The 26,133-nt window shown below is 73.0% G+C and carries 19 protein-coding genes; 6 read left to right on the forward strand and 13 right to left on the reverse strand.

The window, feature by feature from the left end; genetic code table 11:
* Positions 1-31: 31 nt before the first annotated feature.
* The gene (locus tag ACZ4Z3_RS32740) at positions 32-1,318 is read left to right on the forward strand and encodes an MFS transporter (RefSeq protein ID WP_468504421.1); all 1,287 of its coding nucleotides are present in this window, start codon (positions 32-34) and stop codon (positions 1,316-1,318) included.
* Between the two features lie 103 nt (positions 1,319-1,421).
* On the opposite strand, the gene ACZ4Z3_RS32745 is transcribed toward ACZ4Z3_RS32740, so the two are convergent.
* The 3 genes from ACZ4Z3_RS32745 to ACZ4Z3_RS32755 all read right to left on the reverse strand — a co-directional run bounded on the left by ACZ4Z3_RS32745 (position 1,422) and on the right by ACZ4Z3_RS32755 (position 4,493).
* Complete coding sequence (locus ACZ4Z3_RS32745) at positions 1,422-2,522, reverse strand: polysaccharide deacetylase family protein (protein ID WP_468504422.1); 1,101 nt, start codon at positions 2,520-2,522, stop codon at positions 1,422-1,424.
* Positions 2,523-2,553: 31 nt separating this feature from the next.
* Positions 2,554-3,363, reverse strand: coding sequence for a phytanoyl-CoA dioxygenase family protein (locus ACZ4Z3_RS32750; RefSeq protein WP_468504423.1), 810 nt, complete (start codon positions 3,361-3,363; stop codon positions 2,554-2,556).
* 917 nt (positions 3,364-4,280) lie between these two features.
* Entirely contained in the window at positions 4,281-4,493 is a 213-nt protein-coding gene (locus ACZ4Z3_RS32755; RefSeq protein WP_468504424.1) for a hypothetical protein, read from the reverse strand.
* Between the two features lie 306 nt (positions 4,494-4,799).
* Between ACZ4Z3_RS32755 and ACZ4Z3_RS32760 the strand changes: the two genes are divergently transcribed.
* A complete protein-coding gene (locus ACZ4Z3_RS32760) occupies positions 4,800-6,035 on the forward strand; it encodes a helix-turn-helix domain-containing protein (protein ID WP_468504425.1) in 1,236 nt (411 codons plus the stop codon).
* A gap of 193 nt (positions 6,036-6,228) precedes the next feature.
* Here the strand turns inward: ACZ4Z3_RS32760 and ACZ4Z3_RS32765 are convergent, their stop codons facing one another.
* The 6 genes from ACZ4Z3_RS32765 to ACZ4Z3_RS32790 form a co-directional block, all read right to left on the reverse strand.
* On the reverse strand, positions 6,229-7,608 hold the full coding sequence (locus tag ACZ4Z3_RS32765) for an ATP-grasp domain-containing protein (protein ID WP_468504426.1): 1,380 nt from the start codon (positions 7,606-7,608) through the stop codon (positions 6,229-6,231).
* Positions 7,605-8,633 (reverse strand): alpha/beta hydrolase, encoded by a 1,029-nt coding sequence (locus tag ACZ4Z3_RS32770; RefSeq protein ID WP_468504427.1) that lies wholly within the window; start codon positions 8,631-8,633, stop codon positions 7,605-7,607. Before ACZ4Z3_RS32770 ends, ACZ4Z3_RS32765 begins: the two co-directional genes overlap by 4 nt.
* A gap of 99 nt (positions 8,634-8,732) precedes the next feature.
* Entirely contained in the window at positions 8,733-9,149 is a 417-nt protein-coding gene (locus ACZ4Z3_RS32775) for a RidA family protein (protein WP_468504428.1), read from the reverse strand.
* Positions 9,149-10,429: an ATP-grasp domain-containing protein gene (locus tag ACZ4Z3_RS32780; protein WP_468504429.1), complete on the reverse strand. Its 1,281-nt coding sequence runs from the start codon at positions 10,427-10,429 to the stop codon at positions 9,149-9,151. Before ACZ4Z3_RS32780 ends, ACZ4Z3_RS32775 begins: the two co-directional genes overlap by 1 nt.
* A gap of 60 nt (positions 10,430-10,489) precedes the next feature.
* Positions 10,490-11,710 (reverse strand): cytochrome P450, encoded by a 1,221-nt coding sequence (locus tag ACZ4Z3_RS32785; protein ID WP_468504430.1) that lies wholly within the window; start codon positions 11,708-11,710, stop codon positions 10,490-10,492.
* Positions 11,707-15,162 carry an amino acid adenylation domain-containing protein gene (locus tag ACZ4Z3_RS32790; RefSeq protein WP_468504431.1) on the reverse strand — a complete coding sequence of 1,152 codons (3,456 nt, stop codon included), beginning with the start codon at positions 15,160-15,162 and terminating at the stop codon, positions 11,707-11,709. Before ACZ4Z3_RS32790 ends, ACZ4Z3_RS32785 begins: the two co-directional genes overlap by 4 nt.
* Positions 15,163-15,342: 180 nt before the next feature.
* Between ACZ4Z3_RS32790 and ACZ4Z3_RS32795 the strand changes: the two genes are divergently transcribed.
* Complete coding sequence (locus tag ACZ4Z3_RS32795; protein WP_468504432.1) at positions 15,343-18,483, forward strand: type I polyketide synthase; 3,141 nt, start codon at positions 15,343-15,345, stop codon at positions 18,481-18,483.
* A 74-nt stretch (positions 18,484-18,557) separates the two neighbouring features.
* Positions 18,558-19,448, forward strand: coding sequence for a TauD/TfdA dioxygenase family protein (locus tag ACZ4Z3_RS32800; protein WP_468504480.1), 891 nt, complete (start codon positions 18,558-18,560; stop codon positions 19,446-19,448).
* Between the two features lie 29 nt (positions 19,449-19,477).
* On the opposite strand, the gene ACZ4Z3_RS32805 is transcribed toward ACZ4Z3_RS32800, so the two are convergent.
* The 3 genes from ACZ4Z3_RS32805 to ACZ4Z3_RS32815 all read right to left on the reverse strand — a co-directional run bounded on the left by ACZ4Z3_RS32805 (position 19,478) and on the right by ACZ4Z3_RS32815 (position 22,479).
* Positions 19,478-20,869 carry an aminotransferase family protein gene (locus ACZ4Z3_RS32805; RefSeq protein WP_468504433.1) on the reverse strand — a complete coding sequence of 464 codons (1,392 nt, stop codon included), beginning with the start codon at positions 20,867-20,869 and terminating at the stop codon, positions 19,478-19,480.
* A 132-nt stretch (positions 20,870-21,001) separates the two neighbouring features.
* The gene (locus tag ACZ4Z3_RS32810) at positions 21,002-21,739 is read right to left on the reverse strand and encodes an SDR family NAD(P)-dependent oxidoreductase (protein WP_468504434.1); all 738 of its coding nucleotides are present in this window, start codon (positions 21,737-21,739) and stop codon (positions 21,002-21,004) included.
* Positions 21,736-22,479, reverse strand: coding sequence for a class I SAM-dependent DNA methyltransferase (locus ACZ4Z3_RS32815; protein WP_468504435.1), 744 nt, complete (start codon positions 22,477-22,479; stop codon positions 21,736-21,738). The genes ACZ4Z3_RS32810 and ACZ4Z3_RS32815 overlap by 4 nt, the downstream gene beginning before the upstream one ends.
* 147 nt (positions 22,480-22,626) lie before the next feature.
* Here ACZ4Z3_RS32815 and ACZ4Z3_RS32820 point away from each other — a divergent pair, with 147 nt between their 5' ends.
* Complete coding sequence (locus ACZ4Z3_RS32820; RefSeq protein ID WP_468504436.1) at positions 22,627-23,535, forward strand: aminoglycoside phosphotransferase family protein; 909 nt, start codon at positions 22,627-22,629, stop codon at positions 23,533-23,535.
* Positions 23,536-23,678: 143 nt separating this feature from the next.
* Here the strand turns inward: ACZ4Z3_RS32820 and ACZ4Z3_RS32825 are convergent, their stop codons facing one another.
* A complete protein-coding gene (locus ACZ4Z3_RS32825; protein ID WP_468504437.1) occupies positions 23,679-24,674 on the reverse strand; it encodes a UDP-glucuronic acid decarboxylase family protein in 996 nt (331 codons plus the stop codon).
* A gap of 107 nt (positions 24,675-24,781) precedes the next feature.
* Between ACZ4Z3_RS32825 and ACZ4Z3_RS32830 the strand changes: the two genes are divergently transcribed.
* The gene (locus ACZ4Z3_RS32830) at positions 24,782-26,098 is read left to right on the forward strand and encodes a sugar efflux transporter (protein ID WP_468504481.1); all 1,317 of its coding nucleotides are present in this window, start codon (positions 24,782-24,784) and stop codon (positions 26,096-26,098) included.
* Positions 26,099-26,133 lie beyond the last annotated feature (35 nt).

Genomic DNA, 26,133 nt, shown 5'->3' on the forward strand with positions numbered 1-26,133 from the left:
GCTTTCGGAGTCGCTCGACGAGGTGGAAGTCATGGCAGAGACAGAGAACGGCACGGTCGAGGAGACCGAGGAGACCGAGGAGAACACGGGGAAGGCCAGGCCGGGCGGGGCGGTGCGCGACGCACCGGGCGTGCGCCGGCTGCGGTGGGCGTCGATGGCGCCGTTCTTCCTGACGGGGTTCGTCTTCGCGAGCTACTTCGTGCAGATCCCCGTGTGGAAAACGGGATTCGGGCTGTCCGAGGGCGCCCTGGGCCTGCTGCTGATCGTGCCCATCCTGACCGGCCTGGTGGCCATGCAGGCGACGGGTCCGCTGGTCGCCCGGTTCGGCAGCGCGCCCGTCGTCCGGGTGGCCGCCCTCGCGCTGCCGCTCTCGCTCGTCGCGTTCGTCCCGCCGTCCTCGGCGGGCTCCGTCCTCGGGTTCGTCGTCGTCCTGGCCGTGTTCGGTGCGGCCGACGGTCTGATCGACGTCTCCATGAACGCCCACGCCATCGCCGTGGAGAAGGAGACCGGACGGCACATCATGAACAGCTGCCACGCGGCGTGGAGCATCGGCTCGGCCGTGGGCTCCCTGCTCGGCGGCGCCGCCATCAAGGCCGGCCTCACGCTCACCGCCCACTACGCCGCCGTCGGCGCGGCCATGGTCGCGCTGTCCCTCGTGGCGGGCAGGTCTCTGCTCCCGGCCCGAACCGACCGCGTCGGGAAGGCACCGGCGGGCGAGGCGAAGAAGCCCGACGCCGGTTCGGCGACCCACGCCGGTGTGCTGTCCGGGTGGTCGACCCGGCTGCTGCTCCTCGGGCTGACCGGCACGGTCGTCCTGGTGTGCAGCGGTGTGGTCGGCAACTGGGGCGGCGTCTACCTCCACGAGAAGCTCGGCGCCACCCTCGCCACGGCGTCCCTCGCCTATATCGCGTACAGCGCCTGCGAGGCGGGCGGGCGGCTCGTCGGCGACCGCCTGCACGCACGGTTCGGGGCGCGGGCCCTGGTCAACCGGGGCGGCGCCATCGCCGTCGTCGGTCTCACGGTCGTTGTGCTCGCGCCGGGCCCCGTGACCGCCGTCGCGGGCTTCGCGCTGTTCGGGCTCGGGCTCTCCGTGCTCGTGCCGGTCATCTTCAGCTCCGTCGGCCACGGGGGCGACGACCTGGACGCCGGGAGCGCGGCGCACGCACTGGCGAAGGTCAACACCATGACGTACAGCGGCCTGTTGATCGGCCCGGTCCTCGTCGGCTGGTTCGCGGGTGCCTTCGGGCTGCGCACGACCCTCGCCGGGCTGCTCGTCCTGCTGGTCGTGACGCTCGCGGCGGGGCTGCGGAAGGTGTGACCCCGCACGACCGGACAGGAAGGGGCGGTACGGCCGAGAGCCGTACCGCCCCTTCCGTGCGGGGCCCGGCGGCGCGGTCGCCCCGCCGGGCCCGTGCGTCCCGTTACGCGACCGATGACGTGACCGACGACGTGGCCGACGACGTGGCCGCGGCCGGTGCCTGCCCGTCCGCGTCCTCCGTGGGTGCCGTCATCGCATCCAGGAGGGTGAACCGGTAGCCCCGTTCCAGCAGACCCTCGATCATGACGGGCAGAGCGTCGACCGTCTGGGAACGGTCGCCGCCGCCGTCGTGCAGCAGGACGACCGAGCCGGGCCGTGCACGGTCGAGGACGACGCGGGCGACGGTGTCGGCGCCGGGCATCGACCAGTCGTCGGGCACGACGTCCCACAGGGCGGTCGTCAGCCCGGACTCGGCGAGCCAGCCGAGGACCTCCGGGGTGCGCGACCCGTACGGCGGCCGGAACAGGGTCGGCGCGGGACCGCCGGACGCGTCGGCGATGGCCTCCTGGGTGCGTTCGATCTGCTCGGTGAGCTGGGAACGCGTCAGCTCGGGCAGGAACGGGTGCGACCAGGTGTGGTTGCCGAACCCGTGTCCCTGCTCCCGCATCCGGGTCAGGATGTCGGGGTGGGCGCGGGCGTTCATGCCGACGCAGAAGAACGTCGCCGGCACGCCGTAGCGTTCGAGGACGTCCAGGACGCGTTCGGTGTTGCCCGGCTGCGGCCCGTCGTCGAAGGTGAGCGCGATCTCCTTGCGGTCGCGCCCGCCGTGGCTCACCAGGAGGCCGTCGGCGGTCAGCCGTGCCACCTCGGACGTCGTGCCCGCGATCCACGCCTCCAGCTCCGGCTCCCGGCCGGTCTGGGTGCCGCGAGTGCGGACCAGACGGGCGAGGGCCGAGGGGGCGCCGGCGGCGGCCCGGGCGATCGCGGCGGCCGGGGCCGACCCGAACGCCGGTCTCGACGGCAGCAGATGGGGGTCGGCCCGGAACACCGTGAGGCCGGCCGCCATGAGCCGGCCGTCGAGTATCCCGTTGGTGCTCTCGACCACGGTGACCAGCCGCTCCTGGCCGAGGCCGCGCAAGTGCCCGACCAGGTCGTTGATCCGGTCCGCGCCGAACCGTGCCCGGGGCGCGGCCGCCGCGCCGGACCCGTCCACCACCTCGATCTCGTAACCGCCCGCGTCCCAGGCGATTCCCGCGTACAGCATGGGTTCCTCCTCCGGTCGTGACGGCGGGGGTTCACACGGAGCTGACGTACTCCGTGAAGTGGCGCTCCGCGAACAGTTCGGGCCGGCCCCGGTCGAGGCCGAGGGCCCGGGCGCGCCGCAGCATGTGCCGCCAGTACGGCTTCACCGGCGGCCACGCGGTGCCCACCTGGCAGTACGAGGCGTCGACGAAGTAGCGGTCCTTGCCGCGCTGGCCGCCGGGCAGGGCGCGGCGGGCGTGGAACAGCGCGGAGTGCACGACGACGGTGGAGCCGGGCGGCAGGTGGTCGATGACGACCTCGCCCGGCAGTTCGGCGGTGCCCAGGCGGGCGCGGGCGTCCTTCTCGGCGACGTCGAGGTGCGAGCCCGGCAGCACGACCAGGGAGGCGGTGTCGCTGTCGAGGCCGTCCAGGTAGTGCAGTGTGTGGATCATGGTGTGGCGGCGGTCGGTCTGCGGCCGCTGCTCGTAGTCGTGGTGCCAGGCCTTGCCCGGCAGGTCGGGCTTCTGCCGGTCGCTGTGCAGGTGGTGGAAGACGAAGTCCGGGCCCATCAACTGGGTGAGCACGTCCAGCAGTGGCGCGTAGGTGAGGAGTTCGCCGTGCGCCGCGAGTTCCAGCTCCATGACGGGCGGCAGGCCGTGGGTTACGGGGTCGGCGCAGGAGGCGATCGACTTCTCCCGCAGCCCCGAGTCGACCCAGTGGTCGGCCTCGTTCCGCAGCCGGGAGGCCAGGCCGTCGGGCAGGAAGCCCGGCAGGATCACATAGCCGAGTCGCGCGAACGACTCGATCTGCTCGTCGCTCAGCGACGACGTCCGTTCGAGGGGGAGGGTGAGGTGCGGAGTCATGAAGGCGCTCTCCGTTTCGCGGTGTTGATGGATGGCGATATGCGGGGGGCTGGTTCGGGTCCCGGCCGTGGGAAGTGCTGCCACGTGATCCGGGAGAGGGGCCCGGTCGCCGCCTCCGGACCGGGGCACGCCGAGTCCGCCGGTGAGGGCCGGCGGACGGGGCGGGGCGCTCCGGGGAGAGCCGGGCGTCGTGCGGCCGAGGCGGGGTGAGGCGGTCGCCGCCCTCGGTGAGGCGGTCGCCGCTGGACACCGGACGCCGACGTGTCCGGGGGCCCGGCCGTCGGGGACCAGGGCCCGGGGTGGAAGCCGCCGGGGGCACGAGCACATGGGGTGCGGGCTACGTCGTCGGGTGCGTGAGGCGCGATCACGTGGACGCAGTCAGCACGGCCCGTCGCTCCCCGGCGGAGTCCCGCCTCCAAGGGGTCGGCGGCGATGGGGACTTGGGCGAAGGACGGACTCGGCGGGTGCGTGGCACAGCGGAGACGCCGGCATCCGCGGCGCGTACGTCGGTGTTCAGGGAAGCGGTACGGCGCGGGACGGCAGGACGACGGCTGACGGCCGCTCAGATGCCTGACCGAGGGGTGCGCCGGACGCGCCGGCGTGATGAGTAGGGCCGGAACGTGTCCGCTTGACGCTGTCCCGCCGGTCTTCGGGCGGCAGAGGGAACCGCGGCCGACCGGACGGGAACGGGTCGGCTGGCACAAGTTTGCCTGACATATGACATCAGGCGCCCCGGCCGGGCCGTGAAGGGGAGTTCCAGGTCGCGCGGTCGACGCGGAGCGAGGCCTGGGCGTAGGGCTCGCTCGGCCCCCATCTCGGCATCGTTGTCATGCCGGCGTCCCGACTCCGAGGGACTGCGGGCTCCCTGAGTGCTCACCCTGCGTGGGCGCGATGGTGCGGGCGTGATCCGGCCGTGGTTACGGCCAGTCAATGTCCTCGTTGCCAGCAGAGGCAGAGGAGAAAGCGCTCTCCTTCGCGGGCCAGTCAATACCGCCGTCACCACCGGCGGCATGGGTGACAGCGCTCGCCTGCGTGGGCCAGTCGATGTCTCCTTGCGAGACGGAGGACAGAGCCCCCAGAGTGATCACGGAGAGGGCGGCGACGGACACGGTGCGGAAACGCTTGTGCATAACAGCTCCTCTAGCGAAAGCACAGGTGAGTGCGGACTTCGAGGTTCCGTGGAACTCGAAGCGATCCCCAACCTAACCGGCCCGTCCAACGCTTGGCAACAAGTTGCCTGAGATTGACAAAAGAGTGCCACGAACCGAAGGGAGCCTTCCGGATGCCTTGGCAAGGAGGTGGGCAAGTTGCTTGCTGAGTCGGTCCGGTTGGCACTAGACTCCCAGGTAGATCAGTACTTTGGCTGCTCGCCGAGAGTCGCGGGGGAGGTGGAGCCGCATACCTGTCACCGCACGCTAAGTGATAGTGAGACCTATATGCTGGAACAGCCGACTTTCGGCCGACGACTCAAAGAGTTGAGAGTGGAGCGCGGTCTGTCACAGGCCGCCCTCGCAGGCGAGGAGATCTCCACCGGTTATCTGTCCCGTCTGGAGTCAGGCGCGCGACAGCCCACAGAGCGGGTGGTGACCTACCTCGCCCAGGTCCTGGGAGTCGATCGCTCCGCCTTCGACACCCCGCCGAGCGGAGGTTCCCTCGCGCAGGCCCTGTCGATCGCCACGTCCACGGACGGCGACGAGGGCATCGAGAACCTCATCGCCGTGCTCGGCCAGGTCCGTGAGGAGGCCCCGTTCCTGCGCTGGCAGGCACTGTGGCTGATCTCCCGCTACTGGCAGCGCCGCGGCCGACGGGACGAGGAGCAGGCCTGCCTGGAGAAGCTCGCCCGGGTCGCCGACGAACTCGCCCTGCCCGAACTGCAGTGCAGGGCCGGCTCCCAGCTCGCCCGTTCGCTGCGCTCGACCGGTGAGGTGACGCGCGCGCTCGGCATCGCCGTCAACGCCTACCAGCTCGCCAAGGGCGCCGGACTGTCCGTCACCGACACCGGAGGCGCACTGCTCACGCTGGTCTCCGTGGAAGCGGAGGCCGGACGGCTGCCCGACGCCCGGGCCCACGTCGACGAACTGGTCCAGCTCGTCGAGGGACGGTCCGATCCGCTGGCCGCCGAGGCACTGTGGTCGGCCGCCACCGTACGGTTCCGCCAGGGCGACCACGAGGTCGCGCGGAACTACCTCGAACGTGCCATGAAGGAACTGGACAGCAGCGTCGATCTGACGCTGTGGGCGCGCCTGCGGCTGGCCGCCGCCTCCCTGCACCTGCAGAGCACACCCCCGCGGACCGAACGCGGCCGCGCCTGCCTCGACGAGGCGGCCAGCGCCCTCGCCCTGGTCGGCACACCGGTGCTGCGCCAGGAACTCCTCACCCTGCAGACGCATCTGGCCTTCGAGGAGGGCCGCTACGCGGACGCCCGCGCCCTGCACGACCAGCTGCACAGCGACGAACTGCGCCTCACCTATCGGGACCAGGTCCGGCTCCACATCCTCGACGCCCGCCTGATGCTTCTGGAGGGCCGCGAGGCGGAGGGCATCCACCGGCTCAAGGAGCTGGGCGAGCAGGCCCGCCAGCAGTCCAACATCGACCTGGCCGCCGAGATCTGGCGCATCCTCGCCGAATCCCTGGAGGACGCCAGCAGGGCGCGCAACAACGCGGGCTCCTGACCCGCGACTTCGCGCCCCACCGGCGTACCTCCGCTTCCCCGGCTTGCCGCACCCCGGCCTCTCCGGCGCCACTCGTCTCGGCGCGGGGAGGCCGGGTTTGTCATGTCGTGGGTGTGCACGCCTTCGCGGCCCGCCGGATGGTCCGGCGGGCCGTTGCGGTCGATGGGGTGAGTGGAGGTGGAATTCCAGAGCGTCAGTGGGCGGTGGGCAGGGCGGGTGCCCGAGGAGGGGTGTGGGGGCGGCCCTCCGGGGCGGGCTGATGCGGGTCGGTCGTGCGGAAGTGGAGGGACTCCGCGAGGGTCGTCGCGACGGCCTGCGCGCGGTCCGGCGTCCGTTCGCCCACCACGATGAAGCCGGCGCGGTCGCCCGACTGGCGTACCGGGCGGATCGTGTCACCGGGAGCCGTGGTGAGCCCCGCGGCCAGGACGGACGGGTGGGTCTCGACCGTCTCCCATCCGTCCACGTCGGCGAGACGGCCCGGAGGGGGTGCCAGGAAACGGACCGCCGCCCCCCGAGTGGGTTCCAAGGACGCGGCCCGTTCGGGACGGCCCAGGTGGTCGTCGTAGAGGAGGCCGAAGAGTTCCAGGCCGGGGACGGCGTGGGTGAGCAGCCGGTGCAGCCAGTCGCCGCCGGGGCGTACGTGGACCTCCCCCAGGACGACACCCGCTTCCGTGAGCCACAGCTCGACATGGAACACGCCGGAGCGCAGGTCCAGCGCGGTCAGCGCCGCCGTCACCTCACGGTGGATCGCCGCACGCGTGGACTCCGGGAGCTCGGCCGGAAGGACATGGCCGATCTCCACGAAGTACGGCGGCGGGAGGGTCTCCTTCGCCGTCACCGCGAGGACCTTCGGGCCGGTGGACAGGATCACCCCCTCCACGCTGTACTCCGGGCCCTCTACGAACTCCTCCACCAGGAACACCTCCGGGTCGGGGAGTTCCGCGATCGCCGGCGGCAGCTCGGTCACATCCCGCACCTTGCGTACGCCGATGCTGGCCATGCCGTCCCGGGGCTTCACCACCCACGGGCCCCGTGCCTCCCGCAGGAACGCCGACGCCTCCGCCAGCGACCCGCACAGCCGGACCGCCGGCTGGCGGAACCCGGCGGCGGCCAGCGCGCCACGGCAGGCGTCCTTGTTGCGGATACGCCGCACCGCCTCGACCCCGTTGCCCGGAGCGCCGACGTACGCCGCGCACCGGGCCACCGATTCCTGCACCTCGTCGCGCAGACCGAGCACCAGGTCGAACCGCTCGCCCGCGGCCACCCGGTCCCGTACCCAGCGCTCGCACGCCTCCGGGTCGTCCGGTTCGACGGCGGACACGGCGTCGGCCAGGTCGTTCACCTCGGCGGTCCGGGCGAGTGCCGCCGCCCGGTGGACGAGGTGGACCCGGATGCCGCGGCTGTGTGCCTCCTCGATGGCGCGCGTGACGATGTCGATGCTGGAGGGGAGCGGATTGGCGCCGCCGACCAGCAGCAGGGTCGGGGGCGGCGTCGGGTGGGGGACGGCGGGGGCCGTCCGCTGGTCGGTCGTTGTGCCGTCCGCCGTCGCGGGGGCCGTGGTGGTGCGGCTCATGAGGGGTCCTGGTTCTCCTTTTCCAGCGTGCGGCGCAGCCATGAGACCCGTGCGCGGTGTGCGGCGCGGGAGATCTCGGCCTGGGGCACCCATTCGTCGAAGCTGTGGAACGCTCCGGACCACACGTGCAGTTCGGCCCGGCCCCCCGTTCGCCAGAGGCGTGACGCGTAGGCGATGCCCTCGTCGCGCAGGGCCTCCACCGAGCCGACCTCGATGAACGCGGGCGGCAGTCCGGACAGGTCCGCCGCCCGGGCCGGGGCCGCGTAGCAGGACACGTCCGGTGTGCCGCGTCGCTCGCCGAGCAGTGCCGTCCAGCCGACCCGGTTGGAGGCGCCGTCCCAGAGGCCCACGTGTTCCATCTGGGCGTGGGAGAAGGTCGCGCACCGGTCGTCCAGCATGGGGAACTGGAGCAACTGCCCCCGCAGGCGCGGCCCTCGGCGGTCGCGGGCGAGGAGGGCGAGCCCTGCGGCGAGGGCACCGCCCGCGCTGTTGCCGCTCACCACGATCCGCTCCGGGTCGATGCCGTGGTCGGCGGCGTGGGACGCCAGCCAGGTGAGGCCGGCGTAGCAGTCCTCGACCGGAGCGGGGTCGGGGTGTTCGGGGGCGAGCCGGTAGTCGACCGCGACCACGGCCAGGCCGAGTTCCTGGGCGCGGTCGAGTTCGCCGGCCAGCTCCGTGCTGCGGTGGCTGCCGGCGACCATGCCGCCGCCGTGGGTGTGGTAGATCGCCGGGCACGGACCGGTCGTGGCCGTGGGGCGGCAGATCAGCAGGGGCACGTCCGGGGCGCCGGGCGGTCCGGGGACGGTGCGCTCCTCGAGGGTGAACCGACCGTCGCGGCGGATCTCCTCGTCGGTCAGTCGGCCCGTGGCCGACCTGCGGCGCCGGTCCGCGACGAGGTCGGCCGTCAGAGGCATCGGCAGGGCGTCGAGGACCGTGGCGAGCGGAGCCGCCAACTCCCGGTCGACGGGCGGTGGTTCCGAGTGCCCGGCGAGAGGGCCGGGGGGCTGTGTCGAGATGGTGGTCATGGTGCTCCAGGAGTACGCGGGGAACCGGAGGACGAGTGCGGCGCCCGAGTGGGCGCCAGATCGGCGGTGGGATACAGGGGCGTACGGGGGGCTGCCCGGTCAGGGGACGGAGTCCTCGGGGACCAGGGCCAACGCGTCGACCTCGAGGAGCAGATCGGGGCGGTAGAGGGCCACGACCTGGACCACCGTGCTCGCCGGAGGCCGCTCCGTGTCGATGAACTCGTCGCGCACCGCCAGGACGGCCGGCACATGGGCGATGTCCGTGACGTAGTAGGTGAGTTTGATGACGTCGTCGAAGGTGAGGCCGGCCGCGGCCAGGCAGCCGCGCATGTTGCGGAAGATCTGCCGGGTCTGCGCGGCCGGGTCGCCCGTGCCGACGAACTCCCCCTTCTCGTCGAACGGCATCTGGCCGGCGACGGCGGCGAGTCGGCCGGGCCCGGTCACCACGTGGGTGTAGCCGTCGCTGGGGGCGACGCCCGCCGGGGCGGAGATGTGCGTGAGTGCGCGGGTCGTCATCAGAACGCTCCCTGTGTCGTGGGCGGTTCTCCCTGCCCGGGTGTCACCTCGGTGTGCGCCGCGAACCAGTGCGCGAGGTCCCGCAGTCGCCGCCCCGTCTCCTCCGGGTCCCGGCCGGCGACGACGGCGGTGCCGACGAACGCGCAGGACGCCTCCCTGCCGCTGATCAGCGTGTCGCCGGGCCGTGCGGTGAGCGCGACATGGTGGACGCCCTCGCGTGCGGCCACCTCCGCCGCGCCGGGGAAGGACCGCAGGGTGCCCGCGTCGGCGGCCAGGAAGACGTCGCCGTACCACTGGTCGGCCGGTTCGGGGGTCACCGTCGGCGCCAGGCCGAGGACGGCCCTCGCCCACTCCTCGTGGAGGTCCACCCCGTGCTGGAGGCGGATCATCTCGTCGAAGGTGCCGCCGGGGACACGGCCCCCGCACTCGCCGAAGACGAGGCGGTCGCCCTGTTCGAAGACCTCCATGTGGAACACGCCGTCGTGGTGCCCGAGCGCCTTCATGGCCTGCTCGGCCACGGCGTGCGCCCGCTCGTAGAGGTCGGCCCGGTGCGCGGGGTGCTCCATGACGGAGGCCACGATGCCCCCGTCCCTGATGGCCAGCACGTTCTGCGCGTACCGGCCGACCGAGGTGAACACCACCTGGCCGCCGCGGACCACACCGTCGACGTGCAGTTCCGCGCCGTCGACCCACTCCTCGGCGAGCCATGGCCCGAGAGCGCCCGACTCCGCCAACCGCTCCGCCAGAGCGCGGCGTTCGTCGGGGTCGTGCCAGGCATGGACACCGCGGGTGGCAGAGTTCGCGAGGGGCTTGAGCACACCGCGCGGGTGGGGGAAGCCGGCCAGTTCGCGGGCGTGGACCACGGGGCGGGAGTCCGCGACGGGGATGCCCGCCGCGCGGATCCGGCGTTTCTGCAGGTCCTTGTCGCGCAGTGCCAGGGCGTCCTGCGGCGTCGTCCCGCTGCGACGGCCGCCCACGACGGCGGCGTTGACCAGGGTGAACTCGAACTGGCTGCACACGACGTCGAAGTCATGGACGGACAGGTCGAAGCGTTCGAGGGCGGCCAGGGTCTCCTCGGTGCTCGACGGGTCCCGTACGGGCACCGTGTGCGCGTCGTCGAGCAGCAGGGCCCGTGCGTCGGTGTCGTCGCTCGTGGCGAGGACACAGGTCACCTCGGCGCCGAGGCGTCGCAGGGCCTTGATGGCGTCGGGCCGCCAGCCGATCAGCAGGGTCCGGCGCCCCCGTGTCGTGGGACCGGTCTCCATGTCACCGTGTCGCATGTGTCTCCTGGTGTTTCGCGGTGTGTCCCGGTGGTTCCCGGAGTTCGTCGTGGAGCGCGCTCAGCGCGGGCCGGGGCCGGCGGTGGTGCGGCTCGTCGGGGTGAGGTGTACGGGCAGGGCGGCCGGGCCGTTGACGGCGTTCGACCGCACGCGGGTCACGGGGCCGGCCTGCTCGATCGCGTCGGTGGAGTCGAGCAGTTCGGTGAACAGGACCCGCATCTCGGCGCGGGCGAGGGTGCTGCCGATGCAGAAGTGCTCGCCGGAGGCCAGCGCGATATGACGGTTGGGGCGGCGGGCGATGTCGAAGCGGTACGGCTCGTCGAAGACGTCCTCGTCGCGGTTGGCGGAGGGCAGCCACAGCACGACCCGGTCGCCCGCGTCGATGCGCTGCCCGCGCACGGTGACCGGGCGGGTGGCGGTGCGCATGCTGTGCGTGGCGCTGGAGGTCCAGCGCACGATCTCCTCCACGGCGCCCGGCAGCAGAGCGCGGTCCTGGCGCAATCGCCGCCACTGGTCGGGGTGCTGGAGGAAGGCGAGCATGCCGCCGATGAGGGCGAGCCGCCCGTTCTCCGTGGCCCCGATGAGGTTCTCGCAGTTCAGGAGGATCTCGTGCTCGGACAGCAGCTCGCCGTGCACGGTTCCGTTGACCAGGGAACTCACCAGGTCGTCGGTCGGCTCGGCCATCCTCGCGTACACCAACTCCATGAGGTACTCCATGAGTCGGGGGTGCGCCGCGAGTGAGGTGTGGGCCGCGAAGGCCTCGTCGGTCCAGCGGTGGATGTCGGCGTGGTCCTCCTCGGGGATGCCGATGACACCGGAGATGACGGAGAGGGACAGCCGCCCGGCCAGGTCGACGAAGTCGACGGTGCCCTGTTCGAGTCCCTGGGCGACGACCTTGCGCGCGGTGGCGCGGACGGTCTCCTCCAGGCCGCGCACCGCCCGGGTGCTGAACCAGTCCGCCATGAGGGAGCGCAGTTCCTTGTGGCGCGGCGGGTCCGACAGGGCGAGGGTGAGCCCGCCACCGGGGTCGTCGCCGAGGCGGGCGGGACGCAGCAGGACGCCTCGGGCCGAGCTGAAGGCGGCCGGGTCGCGGTAGACGGCACGGATGTCCTCGTACTTCGTCAGCGACCAGAAGGCGGGCAGCTCACCCGCCTCGTGCCGGTGCACCGGGGAGTACTCCCGCATCCACCGCCACAGCGCGTGCGGGTCGCCGTCGGCGTGGAGTTCGGGGTCGGTGATGCGGTCGAGGCAGGGGAAGGGCGGGGCGACGGTTGCCGTCATGACGGTGACCTTCGGGGGGTGGGCCGGCCCGGGGCCGGACGTGGGTGGCTGGGCTCCGACGGGTTGTGGGCGGGTTCGGGGGGCTCCGGTCGCTCCAACCGGTCCAGTCGCTCCGAGAAGCGCTCGGCGATGGCATGGGCCACGGCGGGGGGTACGGCGTCCGGGCGGAACGCGGTCTCCACGCGCAGCCCGCCGTCGCCGTCCGGCCAGCACTCGGTGTGGAGTTCGAGAGGCAGCTCCAGGTAGGGCTGCCGCAGGAACGTGGTGCGCAGGCCGGGCAGTTCGAGGTCCGGGGCCGGGTTGTCCTGGAGGGCGAAGAGCACCTGGTAGAGGGGTGGGCGGCCGGTACGGGGCGGGTCGACGAGGGTGAGGACGTCGCCGAAGGGCACATCCTGCGCGGCGAGGGCCCCGGCGGTGACGGCGCCGGTCGCGCGAATGGCCGCCGCCGGGTCGCCGTCGCGGGCGGGGCGGTGCAGGGCGGTGCCGTCGAGGGCGGTGCCGTCCAAGGCTGTGCCGCGCAACCGCAGGCACAGCGTGGTGATGTGGCACCCCACGACGTCCTCCAGCCCCGCCCCGTCGCGCTGCGCGACGGGGACACCGACCGCGAAGTCCCGCTGCCCGGTCACCTCCGCGACACTGCCCGCCCACAGCGCGAGCAGCGCGACGAACCGGGTGACGCCGCAGTCGGCGGCCAGCCGGTCGACCGCGCTGAGCACGGCGGGACCCACCCATGCCTCCACCCGGGCCGGGCCGGACCCCGCGTCGAGGGGCTGCGGCACCGGACCGGCGGAGGTCTGTTCGAGCGGCCCGGACGACCAGCGCAGCTCCGGTACGCCGGTCAACTCGGCGACGAGGCGGTCGCGATGAGCGGCGGTCCCGGCACCCGCGTCGGTGTCGGTCAGGGTGCGGTGCAGGCTGCGCTCGATGTACTGGTCGCGCAGGGAGGGCGGTGCCGGCGTCCGGGGTGCGATGTCCGGGGTGGACCGGCGGGCCGCGGCGTAGGCGGTGCCGAGGTCGCGGGCCAGTACCGACTCCGACCAGCCGTCGAAGGCGATGTGGTGCACCACGACGCCGAACACCGTGGTGCCCGTGCCCGTGCCCGTCCCCTTGTCCCCGCCCGTGCCCGTCCCCTTGTCCCCGCCCTTGTCCGTGCCCTTGTCCGCGACGCGGACCAGCGCGGTGCGCCAGACCTCTCCGCCGGGCAGGTCGAGTGCGTCGGTGAGTTCGGCGCGCAGTGAGCGGACGGCAGCGTCGACGGTGGGTTCGTCGGGCAGCGCTTCCAGGTCGGGGGGCGGGATGTCGACGAGGACTGCCGATGGCCTGGGGTCGGCGACGTAGGCGGCGCGCAGCGCCTCGTGCCGTCGGTGGACGTCGGCGACGGCCGCCCGCAGTGCCTCCCGGTCCGGTTCGCCCTCGATGGCCCAGGTGAGCAGGCAGTGCGAGGTGAGGTCGGCGGGGGCGACGAGTTGGCGGGTCAGATAGACGATCTGCATGGGGGTGAGCGGCGTCGTGCCGACCGCGGCGTGCGGGACGTCGGCGGGCTCGGTGCCCTGGGCGTCCGCCGTGGCCCGCAGCCAGTCCGCGAGGGCTGTGACGGTGGTACGGCGGTAGAACTGCGCCACCGGTACGGGGCGCCCGAACCGGCCGGCCAGCCGGGCGCAGACCCGGCCCGCGCCGAGGGAGGCACCGCCGAGGTCGGTGAAGGGCACGTCGAGCGGTACGGAGTCGCGGCCGAGGACAGCGGCGAAGGTCTCGGCCACCGCGTCGACATAGGGGTCCGTCACCTCGTTGTCGACAGGTTGCTTCATCGGCTTGTCGACGGAGGGTGCCGTCTGCTTGTTGGTGCAGGGGGCCGTCTGCTCGTCGGTGGAGGACGGGGTGGGGGCGGCGGTCTCCGCCAGGGCGAGGAGGGCGCGTTCGTCGAGCTTGCCCCGGTCGGTGGTCGGGAAGCCGTCGACACTGACGAGGGCGACGGGGCGCTGGTACGGGACGAGTGCGGCGTGGAGTGCGGGGAGGCCGTCCGTCAGGGGGTCGCCCGGTCGGGTCGGCGTACAGAACGCGATCAGCTCCAGGCTCGCGCCTGAGCCGTCGGGGCGGGCCAGGACTCGGCAGGAGCGTACGGAGGGCAGCAGTTGCTCCACCTGGCGTTCGACCTCGGCGGGCTCGACGCGATGGCCCCGGATCTTGACCTGGCGGTCGGCCCGGCCCCGGTAGTGCAGCAGCCCCTGTCCGTCCCACTCCACGAGGTCGCCCGTGCGGTACACCCGTACGCCCTCGCCGTCCGGGCCCAGGGGCAGCGTGCGGAACTTCTCGTCCGTCAGGGAGGGGGCGCCGAGGTAACGCAGTGCCAGTCCGTCGCCCGCGACGCACAGTTCGCCGGTCTCCCCCACGGCGCACGGCCGGGTGCCGTCCGGGTCCAGGACGTACACCCGGGTTCCGGGGACGGGCCGGCCGAGGGGGATGCCTCCCGGCAGGTCGCAGTCGGTCTCCGTGACGCGGTGGGTGGTGGTGAAGACGGTGGACTCGACGGGTCCGTACCCGTTGATCAGGGCGATGTCCGGGTGCCGGCGCAGGAAGCGGTGGACGTGGGAGGCGGAGAGCCGTTCACCGCCGATGAGCACCTGGCGCAGGCCCTCGAAGGCGTCCGGGTCCTCGTCCACGATCATGTTGAAGAGGCTGCTGGTGAGCCACACCGTGTTCGTCCCGTGGCGGGTCACACCGGAGCGCAGCGCGGTGGGCGTCAGGTAGGGCTCCTCGGTGATGAGTGAGGTGCCGCCGTTCAGGAGCACCGACCACAGCTCCAGGGAGAACGCGTCCCAGGAGACGGCCGCGGCCAGGGGCATCACCGTGTCGGCGGTGAACGCGGCGAAGCCGTCCGGCGGGAAGAGCCGTGCCGTGGCCCGGTGCGGGGTCAGCACGCCCTTGGGGCGGCCGGTGGTGCCCGAGGTGAAGAAGACGCACGCCGGGTCGGCCCCATGGCCGGACACGGGCCGGAAGCCCGGGGGCGCGGCCTCGGCGCACGACGGCCAGGGCGGCGGTGTCCAGAGGGGCAACACCGGTTCGTCTGAGCGGAGTTGTGTGTCACGGGCTGCGACAGCCAGGGGTGGGTCCAGTTGGGCGCGGATGTCGGCGAGGCGCTGTTCGGGCCAGGCGGGGTCGAGCAGCGCGTAGGCCGCTCCCGTCTTGAGGACGGCGAGCAGGGCGGCGACGAGGTGTCCGCCGCGCGGCAGCAGGACGGGGATCAGATCGCCGGGACCCGCCCCGGCCGCGGCGAGGCGCGCGGCCCAGGTGTCGGCGACGCGGTCCAACTCCGCGTAGGTGACGACGTGTTCGCCCTCGATGAGGGCCGGCGCGTCCGGGCGGACCCGGGCGAGGCGGGCGAACGTCTCGTGCAGGCCCTCGTCGGGCGCGACGCTCGGGCGCCCCGCGCTCCACTCGGCGTTCGGTTGCAAGCGGTCCCACTCCCCTCGACTGCTCCCGCGGCACTCGCACGTTCCCCGCGTGCGGACGTGGGGCCGGGGGCGCTGCTCACGGACACGAGGTCAAGCGATTGCCAGGATTGACAAGATATTGCCACGGGCTTGTCCTTGCTGGCAACCTGTCGGGGTGCCCCGAAGCCGAAGGTGGTTCTGATGACTCGTGACCGTTCCCTGGACATCGCCGTCACCGGCGTCTCCGCGCGGTTCCCCGGCGCGGCCGACCTCGACGCGTGGTGGACGGCCCTGACCGAAGGCCGTGTGCTGACCACGCGCTACGAGAAGTCCGACCTCCTCGCGGCGGGCGTGCCGAAGGAGGTGCTGGACGACCCCGACTACGTTCCCGTCCACGGTCATCTCCCCGAGGCCGACCGCTTCGACCACGCGCTGTTCGGGGTGAGTCCGCGCGAGGCCGAGATGATGGACCCGCAGCACCGGCTGATGCTGGAGGTCGCCTGGGCCGCCCTGGAGGACGCCGGAGTCGCCCCCCTCGCCAGGGACGCGGCCCGGGAGGGAGGTGCGCCGAGGACCGCGGTCTTCGCCTCCGCCAGCGGCAGCGGCTATCTGCGTGCCATGGTGGCGAGCGGGGAGTTGGATCCGCTGACCCTGGAGGACGCGATCCACGGCACCGAGCCGGACTTCATGGCGAGCCTCGTCTCGTACAAACTCGGGCTGACGGGGCCCGCCGTGGCCGTGCAGACGGCCTGCTCCTCGTCCCTGGCGGCACTGCACATGGCCGTGCAGTCGCTGCTGAACGGCGACTGCGACCAGGCGCTCGTCGTCGCGGCCGGGGTCCCCTATCCGCAGGCGGGCTACCTCGCCGTGCCGGGCGGGATCCACTCGGCGTCCGGGTGGTGCCGTCCGTTCGACGAGCAGGCCGACGGCGTCGTGGCCGGGTCCGGAGCGGCGTGCGTCGTCCTGCGGCGGCTCGCCGACGCGCTGGAGGACGGCTCCGACCCGTACGGTGTGGTGCTCGGCACCGCCATCAACAACGACGGTGCGGCGAAGGCGGGTTACTACGCCCCGTCCGTCGGCGGCCAGGAGGAGGTCATCCGGGCCGCGCTGTCGGCGGCGGACGTCGACGGCGACACGATCGGCTACCTGGAGACGCACGGCACCGGCACCCGCGTCGGCGATCCCATCGAGTGGTCGGCGGCCTCGGCGGCCCTCGGCGGGGCGGGTGCGGGCCCGGGCACCGTCGCGGTGGGCGCGTTGAAGGCCAACGTCGGCCATCTCGACAACGCGGCCGGGGTGGCCGCCCTGATCAAGGCGCTGCTGGTGGTGAAGAAGGGCGTCGTCCCGCCGGTGGCAGGGTTCAGCCGGCTCAACCCGCTGCTGGAGACGGACGGTTCCCCCCTGTACGTGCCCACCGAGTGCGCGCCGTGGACCGGGCCCGAGCCACGCCGGGCCGGGGTCAGCTCCTTCGGGATCGGCGGCACCAACGTCCATGTGGTCGTCGAACAGCCGCCTCCGGCATCCGTCCGGGAGGAGAGCGAAGGCCGGGAGGAGACCGGCGTACGGGCGGAGGTCGACGACCGTGGGGAGACCGGCGTACGGGACGGGTCCGGCGTACCAGACGGGTCCGGCGTACGGGACGGGTCCGGCGTACGGGAGGAGCCCGAGGAGAGTGTGCGCCTGGTGCTGGTGACCGCCGCCGACGCCGATGCCCTGAGCCGCTCGGCCGCGCGGCTCGGCGCGCGGCTGGCCGAGGAGGACATGCCCCTCGGGGACGTGGCGGCCACACTCGCCACCGGGCGGGCGGAGTTGCCGGAGCGGCTCGCGGTGACCGGCAGGACCTGTGCCGAGGTGGCGCAGCGGCTGACGCGGGGCACGGGCGTGGTCCGCGGCAGCCGCCCGGCTTCGGGGCCCGCGCCCGTCGTCCTCGCCTTCCCGGGGCAGGGCACCCAGTACCCCGGCATGGCGGTGCCCGTCGCCGAGGCGCTGCCGTACTTCCCCGCCGCGCTGGACGAGTGCCTCGCGGCGTTCGAGCCGGCGCTCGGCGAACGCATGCGCCGCGCGCTGTTCGACACGGAGTTCCCCGCCGCCGAACTGGCGGAGACGGAGCTGGCCCAGCCCGTCCTGTTCGCCTTCGAGTACGCGGCGGCCACCGCGCTCACCACGCTCGGTGTCTCCCCCGCGGCGCTGGCCGGGCACAGCCTCGGCGAGATCACGGCCGCCTGCGTCGGCGGGGTCTTCGAACTCGCCGACGCGGCACGGCTGGTGACCGTCCGCGGCCGCGCCATGCAGGAGTGCCCGGAGGGTGCCATGCTCGCGCTCTGCTGCGAGGAGGCCCGGGCGCGCGAGCTCCTCGCCGTCTCCGGGCTGGGACTGGAGCTGGCCGCCGTGAACTCCGCGGACGGCTGTGTGGTGGCCGGCCCCACCGAGGCTGTGGCTCAGTTCGAGGCACGCCTCGCCGGCCGTGTCCTCGTACGCCGTCTCGCCACGCGGCGCGCCTTCCACACCGCGCTCGTCGAGCCCGCCCTCCCCCGGCTGGCCGAGGCACTTGCCGCCGTCACCGTGCGCCGGCCGGTCGTGCCCTTCGCCACCAATGTCACCGGGCGTCTGATCCCGCCGGACACGGACGTCCGGCCCGAGCTGTTCGTCGACCAGGCCCGGCGCACCGTGCGGTTCGGTGACGCGATGGTGTCGATCGCCGAGCGCTTCCCCGACGCGCTGGTGGTGGAGGTGGGCCCCGGCCGGGTGCTGTCCGCTCTCGCGGAGACGGCGGGCCTGCCGTCCGTCCCGCTCTCCCCGTCCCGTACGGCCCGCCCCGATGAGGAGGTGCTCACGGCTCTGGGCACCCTGTGGACCCGGGGCCAGCCCCTCCCCCGCCGTGCGCTGTGCCGGCCGGGTGGTCGCCGGGTGCATCTGCCGGCCTACCCCTTCGCGGGCCCGCGCTGGGTCGCCCCGGAGGCCGCGCCGACGACGGACGCGTCGCGGTCCGTCAGGCAGCCGGTGCCGACGCCCACGCCGGTGCCGGTGTCGTCGCCAGGGCCGGTGACGACGCCGGCGCCTTCGGTGGCCGAGAAACCGACCGCACCCGCACCCGTCGAGGACCCGGCCGCCGTGCTGACCCGTCTCTGGGTGGAGCTGCTCGGGCACGGCGACCTCGGTGAGGAGTCCGACTTCTTCGACCTGGGTGGGGACTCGCTCCTGGCCACCCGCCTCGCGCGGAGGGCGAGCCGGGAGCTGGGCGTCCCGGTCCCCGTCCGCGACCTGATGACCGCCCGATCCCTGGGCGCGCAGACCGCCCTCCTGCACACCCTCACCGCCGGGGCAACACCCGCGGCCCGGTGACCCACCCCACCCCGTCCCGCCCCGACCTCCCTGACCGCCCCGCCCCGCCCGACAGAAAGGCACACATCGTGACCATGACCCCCGTGCGACCGGCCCGTCCGACCGTCACTCCGCTGGCCGGGCACATCGGTGCCGAGATAGGCGGCGTGGACGCGGCCGCGCCGCTGGACGCGGCCACCGTCGCGGAACTGCGCCGGGCCCTGCTCCGCCACAAGGTCGTCTTCCTGAGGAACCAGCGGCTGGACTACGCGAGCCAGGCGGCCTTCGCCCGCGCCTTCGGCGACCTGACGCTCGGTCATCCCATCTACCGGGCGCCGGAGGACCGGCCCGAGGTCAGGGAGATCGACTCCCGGCAGGGCACCCGCGCCAACCACTGGCACACGGACCTCACGTTCGTCGACCGGCCGCCCGCGCTGGCCTTCCTGCACAACAAGATCGCCCCGCCCTTCGGCGGCGACACCATGTGGGCCGACACCGTGACCGCGTACGAGTCGCTGCCCGAGCCGCTGAGGGCGCTCGCCGACCGGCTGCGGGTCGTGCACAGCAACGACTCCGACTACACGGACGCCACGGTGGCCGCGCGCCGCGAGTACGTCTCCACCCTCTTCGAGACCGAGCACCCGGCGGTCCACGTCCACCCGGAGACCGGCGAACGCGCCCTGCTGCTGGGCGGCTTCGCGCGCCGGGCGGTCGGCCTCTCCCCGCAGGCCTCGCGGGACGTACTGCGTGTCCTCCAGGAGCACGTCACCACGCCGGAGCACACCGTCCGCTGGCGGTGGAGCGAGGGAGACCTGGCGATCTGGGACAACCGGGCCACGCAGCACTACGCCGTCTTCGACTATGGCGACATGGACCGGCGCGCGGAGCGGTGCACCGTGACCGGCTCCGTCCCGGTGGGTGTCGACGGACGGCCGAGCACGGTGCTGAGCGGCGACACCACGGCATACAGCGACGGCGTCTCCTGACGCCGTCGCCGGGTGATGAGGGGGCGGTGTCAGCCGGCCGCGGCCGACACCGCCTCGTAGAGACCGTCGACGACGGCCGTGGCGCCCTCGTCGTCGATGACCAGGGGCGGTACGGCCATGACGGCCGCGCCGACCTGACGCAGCAGCAGCCCGTTCTCGCGGGCCCGGGTCAGGACGTCGGTCGCCAGCTCGGGTGCGGCGGTCTCGACGACCAGGATCAGGCCGAGTCCGCGGACGTCGACCACGCCCGGCGCGTCGGCCAGCGGTGCCAGCCGGCGGAGCAGGTCTGTGCCGAGCCGCTCCGCCCGCTCGGGCAGCCGCCGCCGCTCCAGGACGTCCAGGGTGGCGAGCGCCGCCGCGCAGGCCACCGCGTGGCCGGAGGTGGTGTGGCCGTAGCGGAGCCCGCCGATGACCGGGTCCCGGTCGAAGGTGTCGTGGACGCGCTGCCGTACGGTGACCGCCGCGATCGGCACATAGCCGCCGCTGAGGCCCTTGCTGCTGACGAGGATGTCCGGGGTGACGCCCTCGCGGAGCGTGGCGAACATGGCGCCGCAGCGGCCGTACGCGGTGAAGACCTCGTCGAGGACCAGCAGGGTGCCGGTGGCGTCGCACAGTGCGCGCAGCTCCCGCAGGAAACCGGGCGGCAGCATGACGGCGCCGCCGACGTTGAGGAACGGTTCGACGACGACGGCGGCCGGGAGGTCGTCGGGGTCGTGCCCGATGGCCTGCTCGAAGGCGGCGAGCAGGGCGGGCCGGGCGTCCGCGTGGCGCAATTTCGGTGCTTCTAGGGGCAGTTCGACCCTGGTCACGGGGAGCGGCTCGGCCAGCGGGTGACGGTTGCGTGGCAGCGTGGACAGGCTGCGGCTGAGGAGCGTGGCACCGTGGTAGGAGCGGGCGAAGGTGACCACCCGGGAGCGGGGGCGGCCCAGGTGGGCCCAGTAGGACACGGCCATCATCAGGGCGGCGTCGAAGCCCTCGGAACCGCTGTTGACGAAGAGCGTCTTGGTCATGTCGGCCGGGAGGTGTCCGGCGAGGCGTTCGGCGAGCAGGCCGGCGGGCCGGTGGCCGGCGACCGAGAGGTCGAAGTGGTGGAGCCGGGACGCCTGGTCGACGATGGCCCGCAGGACGTCGGGGTGGGCGTAGCCGCAGGTGGAGTTGAGCGCGGAGGCGTCGACATAGGCGCGGCCGTCGATGTCCCACACCTGGTGGCCCGAGCCGTGCGAGACGGTCAGGGCGGAGCGGTCGGCGGCCAGAGGCGTCCATGTGTGCCAGACGTGCCGCCGGTCCCGCTCCCGCACGGCCTCACGGTCGACGTCGGGGGCCGTGGAGCGGGCGCCCGGCGCGGATACCGGGGGCCGGTCGGTGGGAGCGGCGGGCGTCTCGGCGCGGCGGGGTTCTGCGGTGGTCCAGGGTGCGTTCATGGGCGCTCTCTTCTCGGGCGTGTCGGGTCCTTGACTGCGTCGGTGTGGGAGCTGCCGTGCGGTGTCGCGGAGGAACGGAGGAACGGAGGAACGGAACGGCGGAGGAACGGACGGAGGGACCGACCGGTGGGGTCACCAGGCCAGGGGGCCGTGTTCGTCGAAGAAGCCGCCGCTCGGACCGTCGTCGGGGAGGGTGGCGAGCGCGACGAGGGCGCGGGCGCCCTCCTCGACGGTGCGGGGTGCGCGGAAGTCGTTCATGGCGGTGGCCGTCCAGCCCGGCGACACCGAGTTGATCTTGATGTGCCTCAGCTCCGGGTCCTGGCGGAAGGCGAGGTCGTACTGGACCGTCAGCATGTTGAGGGCCGCCTTCGAAGCGGTGTACGCGAGGCGCGTCGAGGCGTCGCCGGGCAGGTCCGCGCCGGAGGTGGTGAGGCCGAACGAGGCCGTGGTGCTGGAGACGTTGACGACGCGGGGCGCCGGGGAGCGGCGCAGCAGCGGCAGCAGGGCGTGGAGCACGGCGACGGCACCGACGACGTTGACGTCGAGGATGTCGCGGACGACCCGGGCGTCGGTGTCGACGGCGGTGGCTCCGCGGAAGTGACCGGCGTTGTTGACCAGGACGTCGAGCCTGCCGTGCTCCTTCTCCAGCCGGTCGGCGAGTTCGGTGACGCTGCGGGCGTCCGTCACGTCGAGCCCCACGGGTGTGACGTGGACGCCTTCGCGGTCGAGCGCGCGGGCGGTGTTCTCGCCCTGCCGGATGTCGCGGCTGCCGAGGAGGACCCGGGCGCCGCGCAGGGCGAGTTGCCGGGCGGCCTCCCGTCCGATGCCGCGGTTGGCGCCGGTGACGAGGACGATCGCGTCCGGGGTCATCGCTCGGGCCGGTACACCGAGACGTGGCCGGTGCTGTCAGGGCCGAAGGGGCGGCCGGACCAGTCGGCGACCCGCCGGTCGAGGCGGAGGCCGGCGCGGGCCGCCATCACGTCGAGTTCGGCGGGCCAGCAGTAGCGCTCGGCGTGGGGGCGCAGTCGGACGCCGTCCGCGCCGAAGGTGATCTTCTGGCTGTGGAAGCGCTGGGCGGCCAGGTCGAAGCGGTACACCTCGATGGTGGCGGAGTCCTCCGTCACCGAGAGGGCCTGGACGCGCTGGCCCCGGTCGAAGAACGACGGGTCGGGGACATAGGTCTCCACCACGAAGGCGCCGTCCTCGTCGAGGACGCAGGCGACATTGCGGAAGCAGTCCTGCTGGCGCTCGGCCTCCAGCAGGTTGAACAGGGTGTTGTAGACGAGATAGACGAGGGTGAAGGGGCCGGTGACCGGGACGTCGGCCATGTCGCCGACGGTCACCGGGATGTCGTCGCCGCCGGGTTTCTCCCGCAGGCGCGCGGCCATCTTCGCGGACCCCTCGACACCCTCGACGCGGACGCCGCGGGCGGCCAGCGGCAGGGCCACCCGGCCGGTGCCGACGGCGAGTTCGAGGGCGGGCCCGCCCTTGGCGAGGGGGGCGAGGAAGTCGACGGCGGGCGTGGGGTCGAGGCTGGTCCTGTCGTCGTAGTCGTCGGCCCAGACCTCGCCGAAGAGCGCGGGATCGCCGAACTTCCGATCGGTGGCCATGAGAAACCCCTTCAGTCGGTGAACTCGTTACCATCTTGCCCCGCCTGGCAACTCAAAGGCAATGCGTTGCCATCCCGAGGGAGCGATCACAGAACGGAAGTGTCAAATCCGTTGCGCGGGCGTGCCCATACGAGCGATCATCGCCCCATGGCTTCGACACCCCCCGATGGTCGCGCAGGCATCGACGCCGCGCTGGTCACCAGGCTGATCGCCGGTCAGTTCCCGCAGTGGGCCGACTTACCCGTGGTTCCGGTGGAGGTTGACGGCTGGGACAACCGCACCTACCGCCTCGGTGACGACATGTCGGTCCGGCTGCCCACCGCCGCCGGGTACGTCCCCGCGGTCGACAAGGAGAGCGCGTGGCTGCCGCGTCTGGCGCCCGCGCTGCCCGTGGCGATCCCGGCCGTGCTGGGCAAGGGCGTCCCCGGCGAGGGGTACCCCTTCCCCTGGTCGGTGCGCGGCTGGCTGGACGGCGAGACGTCCGCCCCCGAACGCATCGACGACATGGCGCAGTTCGCCGTCGCTCTCGCCGACTTCCTCCTCGCCCTCCAGCGCTGCGACACCACCGGTGGCCCGGTCGCCGGGCAGCACAGCTGGTACCGGGGCGCCCCGCCGACGCACTACGACGAGGAGACCCGCCGCTGTCTGGCCGCCCTCGAAGGCCGCGTCGACACCGAACGGGCCGCCGAGGTCTGGCGGGCCGCGCTCGCCGCCGAGTTCCGTGGGTCGCCCGTGTGGTTCCACGGGGACGTCGCGAGCGGCAATCTGCTGGTCAGGGACGGCAAGTTGGCGGCCGTCATCGACTTCGGCACCTCGGGAGTCGGCGACCCGGCCTGCGATCTGGTGATCGCGTGGACGATGTTCTCCGGCGAGAGCCGCGAGGCGTTCCGGAGTGCGGTCGCCCAGGACGAGGGCATGTGGGCACGGGCCCGGGGCTGGGCCCTGTGGAAGTCGCTGCTCATGCTGTCCGAGACCATCGACACCGACCCGGAACTGGCCGCCGTCCACCGGCGGGTCATCGACCAGGTCCTCGCCGATCACGACGACTTCGCCTAGCAGTGCCGGCCGGGTTCAGTAGCGCCAGCCGGATGCGCCCCACCCCCGGTCCGGTCCGGCCCGTCGAGGTGCTCGGTGACGACATCGCGCAGGTCGTCACCGAGCACCGCGGCGGCGCCCCTGCCGGGCACGCCCGGCGGTGGTCAGCCGGCGACCGGGAGGCTGGCGGACTGTCCGCCGACCCCCGTGAGGCGCTCGGCGGCGGGACCGCCGGCGTTCGCGGCGAACCAGTCGATCGTGTGCCGCAGCCCCTCCGCCAGGTCGACGACGGGACGCCAGCCGAGGGTGCGCACGGCCCGATCGATGGCGGGACGGCGGCGCGGCGGGTCGTCCTGCGGCAGCTCCCGGTAGTGGACCGGCGCCTCGACCCCCGTCATCCGCCGTACGAGTCCGACGAGTTCGGTGACGGTGAACTCGGCCGGATTGCCCAGGTTGACCGGCCCCGGCTCGTCGGAGTCGAGCATGGCGACGAGGCCGCGGACCAGGTCGTCGACGTAGCAGAAGCTGCGGGTCTGCTCGCCGCTGCCGTAGACGGTGATCGCGTCGCCGCCGAGCGCCTGGGTGATGAAGTTGCTGACGACCCTGCCGTCGTCCTCCCGCATGCGCGGGCCGTACGTGTTGAAGATCCGCACGATCCCGGTGTCCACGCCGAGCGCCGTGCGGTGAGCGGTGGTGAGGGCTTCCGCGAACCGTTTGCTCTCGTCGTACACACTGCGCGGCCCGACCGGGTTGACGTGCCCCCAGTAGTCCTCGGTCTGCGGGTGCACCTCCGGGCTGCCGTAGACCTCGCTGGTGGAGGCGAGCAGGAAGCGCGCGCCGTGCCGTCGAGCGAGCGCGAGCGCGTGCTCCGTGCCGCGGCTGCCGGCCGCCAGGGTCTGCAACGGGCGCCGCAGATAGTCCGGCGGGGAGGCCGGGCTGGCGAGATGGGCCACGGCGTCGACGTGACCCGGGACGTCGAGCCCCCGGGTGACGTCGCACTGGATGAATCGGAAGGCCGCGTTCCGTCGCGCCTGCCGGAGGTTGTCCAGGCGCCCCATGGACAGGTCGTCGACGCAGACGACGGCGTCGCCCCGTCTCAGCAGCGCGTCGCACAGGTGGGATCCGAGGAAGCCGGCACCGCCGGTGATGAGGACTCGCATGACCCTCCTCGCGTTGTCAAATACTTGCCACCACTGTTGCCTACTGTGTACAGGGTTGGCAATATCAAGTGCCCGAGTTTTGCCGGACGGAGGAGCCACCGGTGAGCATGTCTCCCGACGAACACGGCGCACGGCCCTTCACGGAGGCCGTCCGAGGCCGCGCCCGCGCGCTGTACGGCGGGGCGACGGGACTGGCCAGGGACGGCGCCCTCACCGGTCTGGTCGCGAACACGGCGCTGATCGGGGTGTCCGGCGCCATGATGAGCACCTCGGGCAGCCTCTTCCTGTCCGACGAGATCGGCGTCGGACCTTTGCTGATCGGGCTGTTCTTCCTGGGCAGGGGGATCCTCGGGGTCCTCTCCGGCCTGGTGTTCGGCGCCCTGTCCGACCGGATCGGCAACCGGCGTCTGCTGCTCACCGTCTGCACCCTGCTGTCCGCCGTGGGCACCTTCGCCTACGTCGTCGTCCGCGACTACTCCCTGCTGTTCCTCTTCGGCGCGGTCTTCTTCGCGCTCGGCAGCGCCTGCTTCCCCCAACTGCTGGCCTACACACGCGAGTTCGCCGAGACCCGGGCGCTGGACGCCACGTTCTTCAACTCCCTGCTGCGGGCCCTCACCTCGCTGGCCTGGGTCGTCGGCCCCCCGATCGGGTTCCTGCTGATCGACACCCAGGGCTTCGGCGTCCTGTACCTGGTGGTCACGGGCATGTACGTCCTCGCGGCCGGCCTGTGCCTGTGGCTGCTGCCGAACCATCCGCCGCCCGCGCCCGCCGCCCCGGGGGCGGCGAGGGGCAGGGCGTTCTCCGGCGTCGGGCGGTCCTCGTGGATCCTGCTCGTCGCCACGATGCTGCTGCTGACGGTCAACAGCGTCTACCAGATCGACATCGCGCTGTTCGTGACGAAGCACCTCGCGTACGACGCCGGATTCACGGGCCTGCTGCTCGGACTGGCCTCCGCGATCGAGATCCCCGTGATGATGTATCTGGGCGCCCGGGCCGAGCGCATCGGCAAGTGGCGGCTGGTGACGTGCGCGGCCGGGTGCGCGACCGTGTTCTTCGCGGTGCTGCCGATGGCCGAGTCCCGGGTCGCGCTGCTTGCGCTCCAGGCGCTCAACGCCTTCTTCATGGCGGTGGTGCTGAGCATCCCCGTGACCATCCTCCAGGAGTCCATGCCCGACCGCGTGGGGGCGGCGTCCTCACTGTTCACCGGCGCGTTCCAGATCGGGGTGATGCTGGGCGGCGCCACCGCCGGTGCGGTCATCGGCTGGGTCGGCTACGGCCGGGTGTTCTGGGCGTGCGCGCTCCTCGCGGGCCTCGCGACGGTGCTGCTGCTGGTCGGCAGGGGCCCCGAGCCCGTCCGGCCCGACGACCCCGCCCCCGACGGCACCCCCGACGACGCCGCCCCCGACAGCCCCGTACACGCTTGAGCCGCGCGGCCCGGTGGGTCCGGTGTCGCGCGGCT

It is taken from the genome of Streptomyces sp. NPDC030296 (assembly GCF_055572815.1).